This is a genomic window from Geoanaerobacter pelophilus (assembly GCF_018476885.1).
GTDB classification, from domain to species: Bacteria; Desulfobacterota; Desulfuromonadia; order Geobacterales; family DSM-12255; genus Geoanaerobacter; species Geoanaerobacter pelophilus.
The window spans coordinates 180,757-195,479 of sequence record NZ_JAHCVJ010000001.1; the positions used below are offsets into that span (position 1 = coordinate 180,757).

Annotated in this window: 16 protein-coding genes; 1 reads left to right on the forward strand and 15 read right to left on the reverse strand. The window is 55.5% G+C overall.

What is annotated here, in order from left to right; genetic code table 11:
* Nucleotides 1–5 precede the first annotated feature (5 nt).
* The 4 genes from KI809_RS00835 to KI809_RS00850 all read right to left on the reverse strand — a co-directional run bounded on the left by KI809_RS00835 (nucleotide 6) and on the right by KI809_RS00850 (nucleotide 3,679).
* Nucleotides 6–965, reverse strand: a complete 960-nt coding sequence (locus KI809_RS00835) for a diguanylate cyclase (protein WP_214169627.1) — start codon at nucleotides 963–965, stop codon at nucleotides 6–8.
* 44 nt (nucleotides 966–1,009) lie between these two features.
* Nucleotides 1,010–1,447: a large conductance mechanosensitive channel protein MscL gene (mscL, locus tag KI809_RS00840; protein WP_214169628.1), complete on the reverse strand. Its 438-nt coding sequence runs from the start codon at nucleotides 1,445–1,447 to the stop codon at nucleotides 1,010–1,012.
* A gap of 136 nt (nucleotides 1,448–1,583) precedes the next feature.
* Complete coding sequence (locus KI809_RS00845) at nucleotides 1,584–2,867, reverse strand: endonuclease Q family protein (RefSeq protein WP_214169629.1); 1,284 nt, start codon at nucleotides 2,865–2,867, stop codon at nucleotides 1,584–1,586.
* Nucleotides 2,864–3,679, reverse strand: a complete 816-nt coding sequence (locus KI809_RS00850) for a uracil-DNA glycosylase (RefSeq protein WP_214169630.1) — start codon at nucleotides 3,677–3,679, stop codon at nucleotides 2,864–2,866. Before KI809_RS00850 ends, KI809_RS00845 begins: the two co-directional genes overlap by 4 nt.
* Here KI809_RS00850 and KI809_RS00855 point away from each other — a divergent pair.
* Nucleotides 3,678–4,586, forward strand: a complete 909-nt coding sequence (locus KI809_RS00855) for a zinc dependent phospholipase C family protein (RefSeq protein ID WP_214169631.1) — start codon at nucleotides 3,678–3,680, stop codon at nucleotides 4,584–4,586. The genes KI809_RS00850 and KI809_RS00855 overlap by 2 nt on opposite strands.
* A gap of 12 nt (nucleotides 4,587–4,598) precedes the next feature.
* On the opposite strand, the gene coaBC is transcribed toward KI809_RS00855, so the two are convergent.
* The 11 genes from coaBC to KI809_RS00910 form a co-directional block, all read right to left on the reverse strand.
* Nucleotides 4,599–5,801, reverse strand: coding sequence for a bifunctional phosphopantothenoylcysteine decarboxylase/phosphopantothenate--cysteine ligase CoaBC (coaBC, locus tag KI809_RS00860; RefSeq protein WP_214169632.1), 1,203 nt, complete (start codon nucleotides 5,799–5,801; stop codon nucleotides 4,599–4,601).
* 31 nt (nucleotides 5,802–5,832) lie between these two features.
* On the reverse strand, nucleotides 5,833–6,462 hold the full coding sequence (locus KI809_RS00865) for an MBL fold metallo-hydrolase (protein ID WP_214169633.1): 630 nt from the start codon (nucleotides 6,460–6,462) through the stop codon (nucleotides 5,833–5,835).
* A 126-nt stretch (nucleotides 6,463–6,588) separates the two neighbouring features.
* On the reverse strand, nucleotides 6,589–7,683 hold the full coding sequence (locus KI809_RS00870) for a 3'-5' exoribonuclease YhaM family protein (RefSeq protein WP_214169634.1): 1,095 nt from the start codon (nucleotides 7,681–7,683) through the stop codon (nucleotides 6,589–6,591).
* 83 nt (nucleotides 7,684–7,766) lie between these two features.
* Nucleotides 7,767–9,347 carry an NAD(P)/FAD-dependent oxidoreductase gene (locus KI809_RS00875; RefSeq protein WP_214169635.1) on the reverse strand — a complete coding sequence of 527 codons (1,581 nt, stop codon included), beginning with the start codon at nucleotides 9,345–9,347 and terminating at the stop codon, nucleotides 7,767–7,769.
* A gap of 5 nt (nucleotides 9,348–9,352) precedes the next feature.
* Nucleotides 9,353–9,760: a response regulator gene (locus tag KI809_RS00880; protein WP_214169636.1), complete on the reverse strand. Its 408-nt coding sequence runs from the start codon at nucleotides 9,758–9,760 to the stop codon at nucleotides 9,353–9,355.
* A 17-nt stretch (nucleotides 9,761–9,777) separates the two neighbouring features.
* Nucleotides 9,778–10,968 (reverse strand): hybrid sensor histidine kinase/response regulator, encoded by a 1,191-nt coding sequence (locus tag KI809_RS00885; protein WP_214170461.1) that lies wholly within the window; start codon nucleotides 10,966–10,968, stop codon nucleotides 9,778–9,780.
* A gap of 71 nt (nucleotides 10,969–11,039) precedes the next feature.
* On the reverse strand, nucleotides 11,040–11,483 hold the full coding sequence (locus tag KI809_RS00890) for a universal stress protein (RefSeq protein WP_214169637.1): 444 nt from the start codon (nucleotides 11,481–11,483) through the stop codon (nucleotides 11,040–11,042).
* A 19-nt stretch (nucleotides 11,484–11,502) separates the two neighbouring features.
* A complete protein-coding gene (locus KI809_RS00895) occupies nucleotides 11,503–11,883 on the reverse strand; it encodes a response regulator (RefSeq protein WP_337833265.1) in 381 nt (126 codons plus the stop codon).
* Between the two features lie 203 nt (nucleotides 11,884–12,086).
* Complete coding sequence (locus KI809_RS20830) at nucleotides 12,087–12,923, reverse strand: helix-turn-helix domain-containing protein (RefSeq protein WP_214169639.1); 837 nt, start codon at nucleotides 12,921–12,923, stop codon at nucleotides 12,087–12,089.
* 8 nt (nucleotides 12,924–12,931) lie between these two features.
* Nucleotides 12,932–13,672 carry a tetratricopeptide repeat protein gene (locus KI809_RS00905; protein ID WP_337833266.1) on the reverse strand — a complete coding sequence of 247 codons (741 nt, stop codon included), beginning with the start codon at nucleotides 13,670–13,672 and terminating at the stop codon, nucleotides 12,932–12,934.
* A gap of 119 nt (nucleotides 13,673–13,791) precedes the next feature.
* Nucleotides 13,792–14,712: a PfkB family carbohydrate kinase gene (locus KI809_RS00910; RefSeq protein ID WP_214169641.1), complete on the reverse strand. Its 921-nt coding sequence runs from the start codon at nucleotides 14,710–14,712 to the stop codon at nucleotides 13,792–13,794.
* Nucleotides 14,713–14,723 lie beyond the last annotated feature (11 nt).

Sequence of the window (14,723 nt, forward strand, 5' to 3'; positions counted from 1 at the left end):
AACAACTATTTGATCTGGACCCCTTTGATGGCGTCGCCACCCTCGGCAATCGATTGGCTCAGACAGTCCTCAGCCTTAGTGAGCAACATCTGCATACTGAACCCTTCCTTCTCTCCGGTCGGGGTAAACCCTGAGACGCCGATGCTGGTGGACACTTTCAGCTCAGATTTAAGGTTAGCCAACACCTGCGAGCCAATTCTGATCTTGAGCCTCTTGGCAAGAATCATGGCCCCCTGGGCATCGGTCTCCGGCAGTACCGCAACAAATCGGTCTTCCGAGTAACGCGCAATCCAGTCGATCTCCTTGCGTACCGACTCGAGCAGGCAACCGGCGCTGCTCTTGAGGAGCAGATCGCCAGCAAGAAAGCCATTAGTCGTAATCATCTGATCCAGGCAATCGATACTGATCATGATCACCGACAGCGCACGGCCATAGCGATAGGCCCGCTTGATCTCCGATGGAATCCGCTCTTCCATGTAGCGCCGGTTGAAAACTCCAGTCAGCGAATCGACCAGCGAAAGACTTTCAACCTGCCGGGCAAAGTCGTTGAGCTTGCTCTCAAGCTCGATAATCCGTCGTCCGGTCTTGATTCTGGTCAACAGTTCCTGTTGATGGGGAGGTTTAACCAGGTATTCATCAGCCCCGGCGTCCAGCCCGGCAATAAGGTCATTCTTTGACCCCTGCGAGGTGAGCAGGATGATGTAGGTGTACCGTCCAGAATCATCGGCACGAATCGCCTTGCACAGTTCCAGGCCATCCATCTCCGGCATTACCCAGTCGGTCATGACAATGGGGAAATAACCACCCCGGAAGGTCTCCAGCGCCTCATGACCGTTCCGGGCGGTGACCACCTGATACCCTGCAGCCTTGAGACTCGCCTCGATGATGGTTCTCATGAAATTATCGTCGTCAACAATCAGTATTGGATGCTGGAACGGGTGCAACAATGGAGAGTCGTCATTCATCGGAAACCTCGCAATTATTGACGGTACAAGTCACTGCCAATCACTTATTCCAGCGCCGAGGTGCATTGCGGACAGCGTTTGGCTGCGAGCGGGATGGCCACGCAGCAGAAAGGACAATCCTTGGTATTGGGGGGTGCCGGTGCCGGCTCTTTCCTGAACCGGTTGATCTGCTTGATCACCATGAAAATAACAAAGGCGATAATCACAAAATCAATGATGGTATTGATGAACAAGCCGTAACTGATAACCGGCGCACCGGCGTCCTTGGCGGCTTTCAGCGTGGTAAACCCCTTGCCGGAGAGGTCGACAAAGAGATCGGAGAAATTCACTTTCCCCATGAGCAGCCCTAAAGGGGGCATGACTACGTCACTGACAAAGGAAGTAACGATTTTGCCGAAGGCCCCGCCAATAATGACACCGACAGCCAGGTCAACCACGTTACCTTTGACGGCAAAGGCCTTGAACTCCTGCAGCACTGACATGACAACCCCCTTTTTTGACGGAAATGGCAAAAATAATCGGACTACTCTCAGCAACAGCTTCGAGGTACTGCCACCAAAAACCGGCAGCAAAGTCTGCCCCTTGCAGGGTTATTGCTCCATTATATCGCGACTTTGATTATTTTCCTCCAAGTGCCCCCATATGCTCCAGCGGCTCACCTTCGGCAAAGACCTTGATAACGCCGAATTCGCCGTCATAACCAGGTTTCCTGATCACCCTGCCGCTTCTGATCCGGTCGACCGCCTCGCCAAGCACCGGAGAAAACTGGCTGATTTCGGGAAGTTCCGCATTGAGCAGCAGCTCGAACTCGGAGCCGAACCGGGCTATAATCCGGCAGTAGCGCTCAGCCACTTTTTTTGAAGCGACCCCTACCCCCAGGATCTCGGCAACTATTTCCGGCAAAGGTATCAGACTGAATACTGCCGGGGCATTATCTCCATAAAGCGGAAGCTTTCGATCCGCCAGTTCCAGAAGCCGATGCTGCACCCCGATGGTCAAGCCCCTGCCGCAAACTGGACAGATGCCATTGGCGCGCCGTGATTCGTGCGGCTCCAGACAGACCTTGCACTCCCGGTGACCGTCGGCATGGTACTTACCCTCTTCCGGGAAAAACTCGATCGTGGCGGCAAAGGTTTTTCGGCTATTCTCTCTGACGGCCTGCCAGAGGGAAAAGTAGTCAAAGCCGGTAGTAAAGAGATTGGCCTCGCGACCCAGCTTCTGGGGGGAATGACAGTCGGAATTTGAGATCAGAGAAAACCGGTCGAGCCGGGAGATGAGCCGGTTCATTGCCGGATCGGAAGAGAGGCCGGTCTCAAGGGCAAAGACATGATGGGCCAGGTCGCCGAAACATTCCTCTACAGAGTCGAACCCTGACTTTGAGCCGAAAATGGAGAACCACGGCGTCCAGATATGGGCAGGGACCAGGACCCCATCCGGCGCCTCTTCCAGGAGGATCTCCAGCAGATCGCGCGAGTCCAGCCCCAGAATCGGGCGACCATCGGATACCACATTGCCGATTGCTGCCAGCCGGGAGTTGACCCGCTCTGCCGATGCAACATCCGGCACATAAAGGAGGTTATGGACCTTGCGCACCTTGCCTGCGCGTTTGTAGATGCAGCTTACCTCGGCGGAAAGGAGAAACCGGACGTCTGCCGGGGAAGCTGCCACGTCAGGCAGTGCCCCAGGCGCGACGCGCCCTTGTTTGAGCCGAAGAAAACCGGGCTCCGCCGGTTCAAGCTCTTCTTTCAGGCTATTGATCCAGGCGGGGTGGGTAAAGTCGCCACTGCCGACGACATTGATCCCCTTGACTGCGGCCCAGCCGGCAAGTCCTGCCAGGCTGCTTGCTTTGCTGGTGGCCCGTGAATGCGGTGAATGGATATGGAGATCCGCGATATAGTTCACGGTTGCTCGACACCAGCAGCACCGGTCTTTTGCGCAGGGAGTTCCATCCCGATCTTCTTCATCACCTGCTTCATATCCTCCCAGACGTCGCGCTTCAGTGCCGGGTCACGCAGCAGGGCCGCCGGATGGAAGGTCGGCATCAATGGTATGCCGTGATAATCCTGGAAAGCCCCCCGCAGCCTTGAAATCGGGGTTTTGACTCCAAGCAGGGTCTGCGCTGCGAACTTGCCCAGAGCGACTATTGCCGACGGGTTGATCGCCTTGACCTGCCGCAACATAAACGACGAACAAGCCTCGATCTCCGAAGGAAGCGGGTCCCGGTTCTGGGGCGGACGGCATTTAACAACATTGCAGATATAAACATCGCTTCGCGTGAGCCCCATCGCCTCGATGATCTTGGTCAACAGCTTGCCAGCCTCGCCGACGAAAGGTTCTCCCTGCAGGTCCTCGTCCCGGCCCGGCCCCTCGCCAACGAAAACCAAGCGCGCATTGGGATTGCCGACACCGAACACCAGGTTGGTGCGGGTGTTCCCCAACTGGCATCGCCGGCAATCTCCGAGATCAAGACGGATCATGTCGAGAGTCTCAGCGCCCGCCATCCCGTCAATGATATCAGGCGGCGGACCAAGTAACATGTCACGTTCCGCTGCAGAGACCAGCGGAGAAACGGTGAGGGGAAGTTCGTCCACTCCGCTTTCACTGAGGTCTGCAAGGTATGCCTTTACCGAAGCAAGTACCGATTCCGCCTCTTCGGCGACACCAGCCACAGCTCCCTTTACATTAGCGGTATTTTGAATTAAGGTATTAGACATGCACGCTCTCCTGTTCGCGCTGCTTGCAGTTCTGGCCATACCCTCTTCGGCATTTGCCTGGGGAGGGGGAACCCACCTCCTGCTAGGCACATACGCCCTGAATAATCTTTCTCTGCTCCCGTCAACCATAGCTTCTATCATTGGCGCATATCCCAACGATTTTCTCTACGGCTGCCTGGCCGCTGATATCACGGTAGGGAAAAAGTTCACTCATTTCCTGCTGAACTGCCATCGCTGGCGTGTCGGCCAGAAAGTCCTGAGCCATGCCGCTACCGACCAGCAAAAGGCCTGTGCTTATGGCTATCTGGCGCATCTGGCGGCAGACACCATCGCCCACAACTACTATGTCCCGTTGCAGACAATCGGCAGTTTTTCCACCCTTACCCTGAAGCACGCTTACTGGGAAGTGAGATTCGACAGCTTCGTTGATCGCGAGATCTGGGAAACTGGCAAGACCGTGGCGCGGGATCATTTTGAAGACAACGACGAACTGCTCAGAAGCGTCGTTGCCAGCACCCTGTTCTCGTTTGGTACCAACAAGCGGATTTTTAATTCCATTATGCTGCTGACCCGTCTGGAAAAGTGGCAGCAAGCGATCCGAACGCTCAACGAGGCTTCCCGGTTCAGCCTGGAAGAAGGCGAGCGGGATGAATTCCTCGAACTCTCCAAAACAGCGGTTCTTGATGTTCTCGGCGACATGGAAGGGTCGTGTTACCTGGCAGCAGACCCCACCGGTGAACGAGCCATCACAGCAGCAGAGGGGATCAGAAAAAATCTGCGGCTGCTTTACCGAAGCGGTAAAATTTCCAGGGAAGACGCCAACTCGCAGGTCGAGGAGATCGGTAACAAGCTACGCGATGCAATCTGCGACCCTGACCTGCTCAGGGAGATTCTGGCGGCAGCGTGATGCTGACGACCATCAATCACTGCTCCGGCTCTTCAAAAGCAGGATTCGATCGATGATGAAGTCAGCCAGATTATCCTTGGACATTATCCCCGGCTCCTCGACTCTCCCATCCCGATAAAGAATCCGCACAATATTGGTATCCAGATCAAACCCTGCCCCCGGCTCACCGATATCGTTGGCAACAATCATATCCAGATTCTTCTTTTCCAGCTTTTTCCCGGCATTGGCCAGCAAATCGTCAGTCTCAGCAGCAAACCCCACCACGATCGCCCCTTGTTTCGATTGGCCGATCTCTGCCAGGATATCGGGATTCTTTTCCAGTTCGATTGAGAGCGCCCCGTCCGATTTCTTTATTTTCGATCCGGCTCGCTTTACCGGCCGGTAATCCGCCACTGCCGCAGACTTGACCACGATGCCGGCCTCGGCTACCCGCGACATAACGGCATCGCGCATTTCAACTGCCGTTTTTACCCGCACCGTTTCCACGCCGTAAGGCGACTCAAGGCATACCGGACCGCTGACCAGAATTACCTTTGCCCCTCTGCGCCTTGCTGCGCGGGCAATGGCATATCCCATCTTACCGGAAGAGTGGTTGCTGACAAAACGCACCGGGTCGATCTCTTCCCTGGTGGGACCGGCCGTCACCAGCACGGTTTCCCCGGCCAGGTCCTGCCTGGCGAGGAGAGCTATTGCCGCCTCGCAAATTACGACAGGCTCCTGCATCTTCCCTTTGCCTTCCCAGCCGCAGGCGAGCTGACCGGTAACCGGATCAACAAACCGGTAGCCGCTGCTGCGCAGTTTCTGTTCGTTTTCCTGGTAGATCGGGTTATCAAACATATTGCAGTTCATGGCCGGCGCAATCAGCACCGGGGCCTTGGTCGCCATGATCGTTGTGGTGAGCAGGTCATCGGCGATGCCATTGGCAACCTTGCCGATGAAATTTGCCGTTGCCGGAGCCACCAGAAACAGATCAGCCCGATCAGCCAGAGAGATGTGGCCGATCTCCTGCTCGGAAATCAGGTTGAACAGCTCCAGATGGACCGGATTGCCGGAAAGGGTCTGAAAGGTAAGCGGTGCCACAAACTCGGTGGCCGCTTTGGTCATGATGACATGCACCACGGCGCCGGCCTTGGTCAGCAGGCGCAGCAGCTCAACCGCCTTGTAGGCGGCAATACCGCCGGTCACCCCGAGGATTACTATTTTACCTTTCAGCATATGCTTACCCCGATCCATTTTGCGAGGCCGCCTAACGTAGCCACTCGTTTTCTCTCTTTTCTTTGCCGATGGTGGTCGAGGGTCCATGACCGGGAATCACCACAGTATCATCGGGAAGAGCAAAAAGTTTGTTTTTAATCGATGCAATCAACGTATCGTGCGATCCCCCGGGAAGATCAGTACGTCCGACTGAATCGGCAAAAAGGGTGTCGCCGGTGAGAACCAGGTTCCGGTCGGCAAAATAAAGGGAGCAGCCACCAGGGGTGTGACCGGGGGTGTGGATCACCTTTATGGCAGTAGTGCCGACAGTCACAACCATGCCGTCTTCAAGGTGCATGTCCGGCATCGGGGAATTTTCCGCCATCAGGCCGTACATGGTTGAAACCTCGGCAGCCCGCACCAGCTGTGCTTCATCAGCTGCATGAATCATCAGCTTTGCCCCGGTCGCTTCCAGCAACGCCTTGTTACCGCCAACATGGTCAAAATGACCATGGGTGTTGATAATATGAGTGATCTTGAGTTTGCTCCGATTGACGGCAGCAATGACCCTCCCCGGCTCGGCCCCGGGATCGACCACAACCCCCTCGCCGTTGCCGCAATCAATGATCAGGCAGTTGACCCCCAGAGAACCGACAATCAGCGTTTCCAGCAAATCAGGCATTCTTTTCCCCTCCGTCATCTTTCGAGCACTGTCCCCTCTGCTGCACGATATTGACAACAGTGCGGCAATCAGCAAGCACAGCCATAGAGCAGTATTTTTCATATTACCATCCGCAGGCAGCGGCCATCAAAAAAGATCCAGATTTTCGTTATTCAATTTGGTGAAAGGATTATTGTGAAACCCTTTCTTTTCTCGATCAACAGCCGGCGGCGTATTCCGGACCGGCTCCGGCTCAGGTTCTGGAGCAACAGCCAGGGCTTCCTGGCCATTATCGGGCGAATCCTTGTAAAAATACCGGTCATACAGCTTGTGGTAGGAACTCCACCGTGACTGGCTCTCCGGCTCCTTGCCGATGTGAGTCCTGATGCCATTGATCTTGGCGTCAAGATCGTCGAGATAATTGAGGATCGTCGCCTCAATGGTCTTGGGGCGCTTCGGCGAGCCATATTCATACTGGCCATGATGCGAAAGCATCATATGCTTGAGGAGGATCGCCGTCTCAGGCGGGAACCCCGGAATGGCGATGATCTTTTCCTGGATCATCTCCACACCGATGGTGATATGGCCGATCAGCTTCCCTTCATCGGTATAATCAAACGAGCGGAGATAGACCATCTCCCTGACTTTGCCGATGTCGTGCAGCAAAGCGCCGACAATCAGCAGATCGCGGTTGAGCGGAGCGTACAGCGGGGTAATGGTGTCAACCAGCTTGGCAACAGCCAGGGAATGTTCGAGGAGGCCGCCGAGATAGACATGGTGCATCCCTTTGGCTGCCGGAGCAACCCGGTATCCGGACATGAAATCGCTGTCAGCCAGAAACGCCTTCATCAGCTGGCTCAGGTAACGATCAGCGAGCGTTGCCACCACTGCCGCAAGCTCCGCTTCCATCTCGGCAATGTCCCGGGCTGTCGTGGGGAGGAAATCGGCAAGTTCGACCGCGTTTTCCGGAACCCGTTTCAATTCGGCGACAACCAGCTGCATCTTGCCGAGATAGACCGTTGCCTTGCCGCGAACGGCAATAAAATCGTCCTTGTCGAACATGGCGCCGAGCTGATCCACATTGTCCCAGACCCTGGCTTCGACCTCTCCGCTCTTGTCCATAAGCCGCAGGGTCATGTACGGTTTGCCGTTCTTAGCCATCGCAGCGATCTTGTCCTTGACCAGGAACACCGAATCGACCGGATCACGGTCCTTTATGGCGGAAACAAAAAGCTTGCTCACTCGAACTCCTTTTAGGCACGATACAACCTGTCGATTTTCACAGGTTTAATATCACAGCTCCGGTGCAAACTCAAACTTTGTAATCAGATTGCAAGCCGCGCGATAATCGCATCCGCCACCCGGATTCCGTCCAGGGCGGCACTCATGATGCCGCCGGCGTAACCAGCCCCTTCCCCGGCAGGATAAAGACCTTTGAGTGCCACTGACTGCTGATCCGGCCCCCTGACAATCCTCACCGGCGCCGAGGTGCGGGTCTCCACCCCGACCAGGGTTGCATCAGAGGTCATGAAACCGCGCATCCTCCGTTCAAAGCTATGGATGCCATTTTTCAGGGTATCGGTCACATAGCCGGGAAGCATGGCTGCAAGATCGGCTTCGACTACTCCGGGGCGGTAACTGCTGCGGGCAGAACCTCCGGAAGCCTTCCCTATAAAGGCCATGAGGTTCTGGGCCGGCGCCAGATAACCACCACCGACGGCAAAGGCCTTCCGTTCAAGCTCCCGCTGAAACAGCATCCCGCTAAGAGGCGATTCTCCGGGGAAGTCCCCCTTGTTGACCGTTACCACCAGGGCGCTGTTGGCCCAAGGGGAATTGCGCAGATGATTGCTCATGCCGTTGGTCACCACACCGCCGGTCTCGGAGGCCCCGGCAACCACCACCCCCCCGGGACACATGCAGAAAGAATAGGCAGACCGCCCGGTAGCTGGGTCGTTAAAGGCAAGGGCATAGTCTGCCGGCGGCAGTTGCGGGTGGGAAGGGAGTCCGTACTGGATCCTGTTGATCAGCTCTTGCGGATGCTCCACGCGTAACCCCACGGCAAACGGTTTGGCCTCCAGCAGCACCCCCTGCCGCTCAAGCATCTGGTAGGTATCGCGAGCGCTGTTACCCGGAGCAAGAACGAGGGCGTCGCAGGAGAGCTCATCGCTGCCATTAATAACTACGCTGCGCAGCTGCCCGCCGGAAATAACCAGGTCGGTCATGCATGCCCCGAAGCGCACCAGACACCCGGCACTCTCCAGGAAGCCCCTGACATTGCTGACCACGCTCCGCAGCCGGTCAGTGCCGATATGCGGCTTTGCCAGGTACTTGATCTCTGAGGGCGCACCAAACGCCACCAGCCGTTGCAGCACATAATCGATATTGGCGTCGCGAACCCGGGTGGTCAGCTTGCCGTCGGAAAAGGTGCCGGCCCCCCCCTCTCCGAACTGGACATTGCTCTCCGGATCAAGCTGCCCCTTGCCCCAAAACGCCTGGACATCCTGCAACCGCTCGCTAACCGGCTTGCCCCGTTCGAGCAGCGTTGCGCTAAGGCCGTGATCAGCCAGACGGAGGGCGGCAAACAGCCCCGCCGGGCCGGTACCGACGATCACAATCCGCTCGCTTGACGAAATCTGCCGAAACTCCGGCGCGGCATCCTCCGGGATAATGGAGAAATCGCTGTCAGCGGCATGACGACGGAGTAGCGCCTCTTCATCGGCAACGGTCAAGCGCACGGTCAACACAAATGTGATTCGCCCCTTGCGGCGCGCATCAATCCCTTTCCGCAGCAGTCCCCAGTCGAGGATTTCCCCGGAGGATATGCCGAGACGCGTGGCAATAAGCGATGTTATCCGGGATTCATCAGTTCCGAGCGGGACTAGGAGATTACGAAGCAGGCACGGCATCGAGGTCAGGATCGGGAATCAGAAGAGTGGGACCGCTCCAGAAGCTGTTCCACGATGATGACCACATCGAGTGGCGGGGTGGATTTCGGGATGTGGACCTTGGCGCCCATTTCCGGGATGTCGTGTTCGTGGGGAGCACCATGAAACATCGAGGTCATGAGAATAATGATCGGCTGGGGATCAAGGCCGCGCCGGGCGATCTCCATGCAGGTGCTGACTCCGCCCATGCGAGGCATGATCAGGTCGGTAATGACCACAGCGGGGCGATGATCGAGATAGGCCTTCAACCCCTGGACTCCGTCAGAAGCGGTTACCACCTCAAACCCCATATCCTCGAAACTGTAGCCGAGGTTACGGAGAAATATCGGGTCGTCATCGATCAAAAGCACTTTTGCGCGGGGCCAATCACTCATGGCTAAAACCTCCGATCTCATGCTGCCGCCTGGAGAGGAAGTACAATGCAAAATGTGGTTCCGGTTTTGTCGCTTTTCTCTACGCCGATCTTGCCACCATAGGTCTTGACGATCCTGAGCACCACCGACAGCCCCAGACCGCTCCCCTTGTTTTTGGTAGTAAAGAACGGATCAAAGATATTGGCAAGGTTTTCCTTGGGGATGCCGCCGCCGGTATCGCTGACCCTGATCACGATCTCTTTGCCATCGTGTTCGAGCTGGATCTTCAGCCGGCCATCCTTTGGCATTTCGTGAATGGAATTGAGAAAGAGGTTGATGAAGATCTGCTCAAGCTCCGTAGGATCTGCCTGTATTGCCGGCGGAATATTGCGAAAATCGCGCTCGACCACGATCCGGTTCTGGTCGATCTGGGGGCGAAAAGCCTCCAGAGTCTGATCGATCAACTGGTCGATCATGACCTCCTTCAGCTCGAAACGCGGACGTTTCGAGGCGTCGAGCAGTTTCCGGACAATGGTGTCGATCCGGTCAACCTCCTTGAGGATCTTGTCGATATATCCGCACAGCTCCGGATCATCGACCCCGGTTTTGATCAGCTGAACAAACAGCGTGATTGAATTTAGGGGATTCCTGATCTCATGGGCAACCCCGGCCGAGAGATAGCCGAGGGAAGCGAGCTTCTCGGCCTGGACGTTTTCCGCCTGCACCTTTTGCAGCGCCTCGGTCTTCTCCTGGACCCTGATCTCCAGCTGCCGGTTCCAGAGTTCGATCTCTCCCAGCAGCCGCTCCCGTTCCTTCATCAGCGCCTTGTTGCTGATCTCCACCTCGCGGATGCGGAGAACATGCTCGATCCGGTCGGCCAGGTCCTGATTGTTGAACGGCTTGAGGATATAGTCGTAAGCGCCTGCCTTCATCAGCTCAACGGCGATCTCCTCACTCCCCTTGCCGGTGAACATGATGACATAGGTGTCGGGATACCGCTCCCTGATGATCTTGAGGGCAGTAAGGCCGTCAATCCCCGGCATCATGTAATCGAGCAGCACCAGTTCCGGATGGCTGTTCTCGATGATATCGAAGCCGTCGGCAGCATCACCTGCAGTAAAAACCGTATAACCACGGTTCCTCAGGATGATCGAAGTCAGGTCAAGGATGACCTTCTCGTCATCGATGATCAGGATGTTTTGATTTTTTGGAGAAACTTTGGTCTTCATGGACGGCCGAAACGAAGAAAGGGGCAGCATCAGCTGCCCCTAAGCCTTTCAGATATTTGCAGTATGCTTCTTCAACTCATGCGAACCGTAAGCACCGGGCACTTTGCAGTACGAACCACCCGCTCGGCAGTGCTGCCAAAGAGCAGATGATCGATACCGGTGCGACCGTGGGTGCCCAAGATAATCATGCTCGTATTCTCATCATCAGCTTTCTTAAGGATCTCATCGTACGGAATACCAGAAACGATGCAGGTCTCGAAATTGGTAAAAGACCCCATGGCCTTGGGGACAAACTGGTCCATCATCTTCCTGGCGCCTTCTTCAATCTCCTGTTCCAGGCGATCAAAGGAGATATGCGGGACATAGAAACCGCGCAAATCAACCGGTTCATTAATAACATGAAGAATGAGCAGTTTCGAGTTGAATTGCGATGCCAGCGTCAACGCATATTCGCAGGCATGTTGCGAACTGTCGGAAAAATCGATTGCCAGCAGTATTTTATCAATGTTTTTCATATCGACTCCGTACCGCCAATCAGTGGCTGGTCTCCTTAAAGATTTTTTTAAGGATTGATTTTAGTTCCTCAATCTTTACCGGCTTGTTGATGTACTCAAAGGCCCCCAGGTTCATGGCCTCGATGTATGACTCAACCCCGCCATAGGCGGTGATCATTATGACATTGCTGTTGGGAAAGTTCTTGTTCAGCTCCTTGAGGAAGGTTATGCCGTTCATCTCCGGCATGTTGATGTCGGTTACGATCAGGTTCACCTCCTGTTGCCGCAGGAAATTGAGGGCCTCGAAACCGTTGGAAACGCTGTCTACGGTAAAACCTTCGTTTGAGAGTAGTTTTGAGAGACCATAACGCGCATTCTCTTCATCATCCACGACAAGGATACGTTTTGAAAGTTTCGACACAATATGCTCCCTGCTATACTGAATCATAGTTTTTCAAGTCTAGCACGGGTCTTGCGAGTGTCAAGCCGGGTCAGTTACTTCCTCCGCAGCAGGTTGGTTTCATCCGATAGTAATCTATCCGTGGTTTTCATCGGTCTCCAGCATTGCCGGCAGCGCGCAACCAATTGACAGATTGTGGCTACAGAGTCTCAGTGGATCGGCATCTACTGAATCGACGCGCCTTCGGGCCTTAGCACCACATGCGTCTTTTTGCCCGACGCCCCGAAAGGGGGAAGCGACTTGCCGTTCAACTCGCCCTCAACACCGCCGGAGTTACCGATATCGAGCGTGATCAGGCTATCGGCCTTCCATTCAATCAGATCTCCGGCCTTTAGCTCATACTGTTTGGAAAAACGACCGTCAATATCCACGTTGAGCCAGCTGTCCTGGTTCACTTTCAGCTTCAGGATCAAGCCCTCCTGCGGCGGCTCTCCGCCCGGAACAACAGGTGCCGCAGTTACGGGAGACTCTGGCTGAGGAGCAGGGACCATCGGCGAAGGTGCGGCAGTAGCCCCAGAACTGGAAAGCTGGGGCTGCACAGGGACGGCACGAACTGCTTGCGCCTTATCCGGCTGTGGAGCCGGGCGATTCACCGGTGGCCGCTGGTTGGTATCGACAAAGATCGATACCAGAAGCACCACGGAAAGCAGGACCAACGGCATCAGCCACCTGCGGTTGTTCTTTGTCGATTCGCGGGGTGGAGGTTCGTCAACTGCCTGTTTGTCGGCAACCGCGCTACCCGAAACCATAGCATCATAACGGGCAACAGCCGCATCGGCAGAAAGTCCGAGATATCCGGCATAAAGCCTCAGAAAACCCTTGCAGTATGCCGGAGCGGGAAGCCTGCTGAAATCCTCCCTCTCCAGGGCATCGATATAACCCTTGCTGATCCTGGTAACTTCGGCCGCCGTCTCAAGGGAAACCCCTTTAGCCTCCCGGCCCTGGGAAAGCCATTGCCCAAGACCTGAACTGTCTGCAGTTTGCCTGGTCGCTTCGGGCACTTCTTACCTCACCTGAGCAGATCGAGATATTCACGCGCTTGCCGGCCCAGCTCATTGTCCGGAGCCAAACGCACTACCTCTTTGAATTCGTTGATTGCCGCGCTGTTTTCCTTGGCTTTCATCAGGGTAAGACCCAGGTAATAATGGGCATTGACGTACTCTCTGGCAAGCTCGACCGCCCGCCGGAACTCCTCGATGGCAAGATCAAGCTTGTTGAGCGCAAAATACACCCGTCCCAGCGTCACTCTCGCCTGAGGGTTCCGGGGATAGGCCGCTACCGAACCCTTCATCACCTGAAGCGCCTTTTCCGTATCCCCTTTACCGAGATAGGCCAGACCGAGATTGATCCCGGCAGAGTCCTGCCCCTGATAAAAGAGGTCATCGGTAACCGCTTTCAGCTGCAGAACGGCGTCGTCCCAGCGCTGCATTTCCATGTAATTGACCGCCAGGTAATTGCGCGCTTCGGAAAATGTCGGTTTTAGCTCGATCGCCTTGAGATACTTCTGCTCGGCTATCTCATACTTACCCTTGCGAAAGTAGACCAGTCCCAGGAAATTAAGCAGCTCGGGATCGTCGGGGATGTATTTCTCGGCCTCGGTAAACTCCACCAGGGCCGAGGTAATGTTCTGCTCGCGAAGATACGACTCACCCATCTGAAAATGATAGGCCGCCTTCTTCCGGTTCGCCTCACTCAGAGAGCAGGCTGAACAGCACATGGCAATAAGCAGAAACAGCAAGACAGTACGCACACATCCTCCATCTGCAGACATCGCTCCCAAGAGCCGGTACAAGCCGCTTGACAACCCGTTACCGGCAAAAATTACCAGACAACGGGGAGTTTGTCAAACGGCCACCGGTCAAGATGCGCTTACAAACCTTCGGGAAGGTCCTGGAAATGGGTCAGTGACTTGAAACTCCGATAGCGGGCCTCAATCTCGCGGTAATCAAGACGTTTCATCCGGTCCAGGCTGAAATCCTCGACATTGAACGACGCCATGACCGAACCAAAGACGATCGCCTGGCGAATCCCCTCTTCCGTCATGTTGCCGGTACTGGCCAGATACCCCATGAATCCCCCGGCAAAAGTATCACCGGCGCCGGTTGGATCAAAGACCTCTTCCAGCGGATAGGCCGGAGCGGCAAATACCGAATCAGGGGTGAACATCAGCACCCCGTACTCGCCCCGCTTCACCACCAGCCGCTTGCAACCGAGGGCGATGATCTGCCGCGCCGCCTTTACCAGGTTGGCCTCACCGGTAAACTGCCGCGCTTCGCCCTCGTTGATCACCACGATATCGACCTTCTGCAGCACCTTTTTCAAAGCCTCCGGCTTTGAGGAGATCCAGAAATTCATGGTGTCGCAGGCAACCACCTTCGGTTTTCTCACCTGCTCAAGAACCTCCATCTGCAGGTCCGGGTCGATATTGGCCAGAAACAGGTAGTCGGCATCGCGGTACGTCTCCGGCAGCTCCGGCTTGAACTCCATCAGCACGTTCAGCTGGGTATCGAGAGTCTGGGCCTCGTTCAGGTCATAACCGTATTTGCCGCTCCAGTGGAAAGTCTTGCCCGGAATCCGCTGCAGGCCATCGGTATTGATCTCGCGAGACTTGAGAAACTGCACATGCTCGTCGGGGAAATCCTCCCCAACGACCGCAACCAGGGAAACATCGGTGAAAAAACTGGCGGACGTAGAAAAATAGGTGGCAGAGCCACCCAACACATTCTCACCCCTGCCGAACGGGGTTTCCACGGTATCAAAGGCAACGGTGCCGACAACAACAATCCCCATGAATCAGTTCT

What these genes read in the sequence shown, in the direction of transcription:
- KI809_RS00890 (WP_214169637.1), bottom strand. Translation starts at nt 11,483, where the DNA reads ATGAAAAACATTGATAAAATACTGCTGGCAATCGATTTTTCCGACAGT.
- KI809_RS00835 (WP_214169627.1), bottom strand. Translation starts at nt 965, where the DNA reads ATGAATGACGACTCTCCATTGTTGCACCCGTTCCAGCATCCAATACTG.
- KI809_RS00880 (WP_214169636.1), bottom strand. Translation starts at nt 9,760, where the DNA reads ATGAGTGATTGGCCCCGCGCAAAAGTGCTTTTGATCGATGACGACCCG.
- KI809_RS00910 (WP_214169641.1), bottom strand. Translation starts at nt 14,712, where the DNA reads ATGGGGATTGTTGTTGTCGGCACCGTTGCCTTTGATACCGTGGAAACC.
- KI809_RS00885 (WP_214170461.1), bottom strand. Translation starts at nt 10,968, where the DNA reads ATGAAGACCAAAGTTTCTCCAAAAAATCAAAACATCCTGATCATCGAT.
- KI809_RS00875 (WP_214169635.1), bottom strand. Translation starts at nt 9,347, where the DNA reads ATGCCGTGCCTGCTTCGTAATCTCCTAGTCCCGCTCGGAACTGATGAA.
- KI809_RS00865 (WP_214169633.1), bottom strand. Translation starts at nt 6,462, where the DNA reads ATGCCTGATTTGCTGGAAACGCTGATTGTCGGTTCTCTGGGGGTCAAC.
- coaBC (WP_214169632.1), bottom strand. Translation starts at nt 5,801, where the DNA reads ATGCTGAAAGGTAAAATAGTAATCCTCGGGGTGACCGGCGGTATTGCC.
- KI809_RS00855 (WP_214169631.1), top strand. Translation starts at nt 3,678, where the DNA reads ATGCACGCTCTCCTGTTCGCGCTGCTTGCAGTTCTGGCCATACCCTCT.
- mscL (WP_214169628.1), bottom strand. Translation starts at nt 1,447, where the DNA reads ATGTCAGTGCTGCAGGAGTTCAAGGCCTTTGCCGTCAAAGGTAACGTG.
- KI809_RS00850 (WP_214169630.1), bottom strand. Translation starts at nt 3,679, where the DNA reads ATGTCTAATACCTTAATTCAAAATACCGCTAATGTAAAGGGAGCTGTG.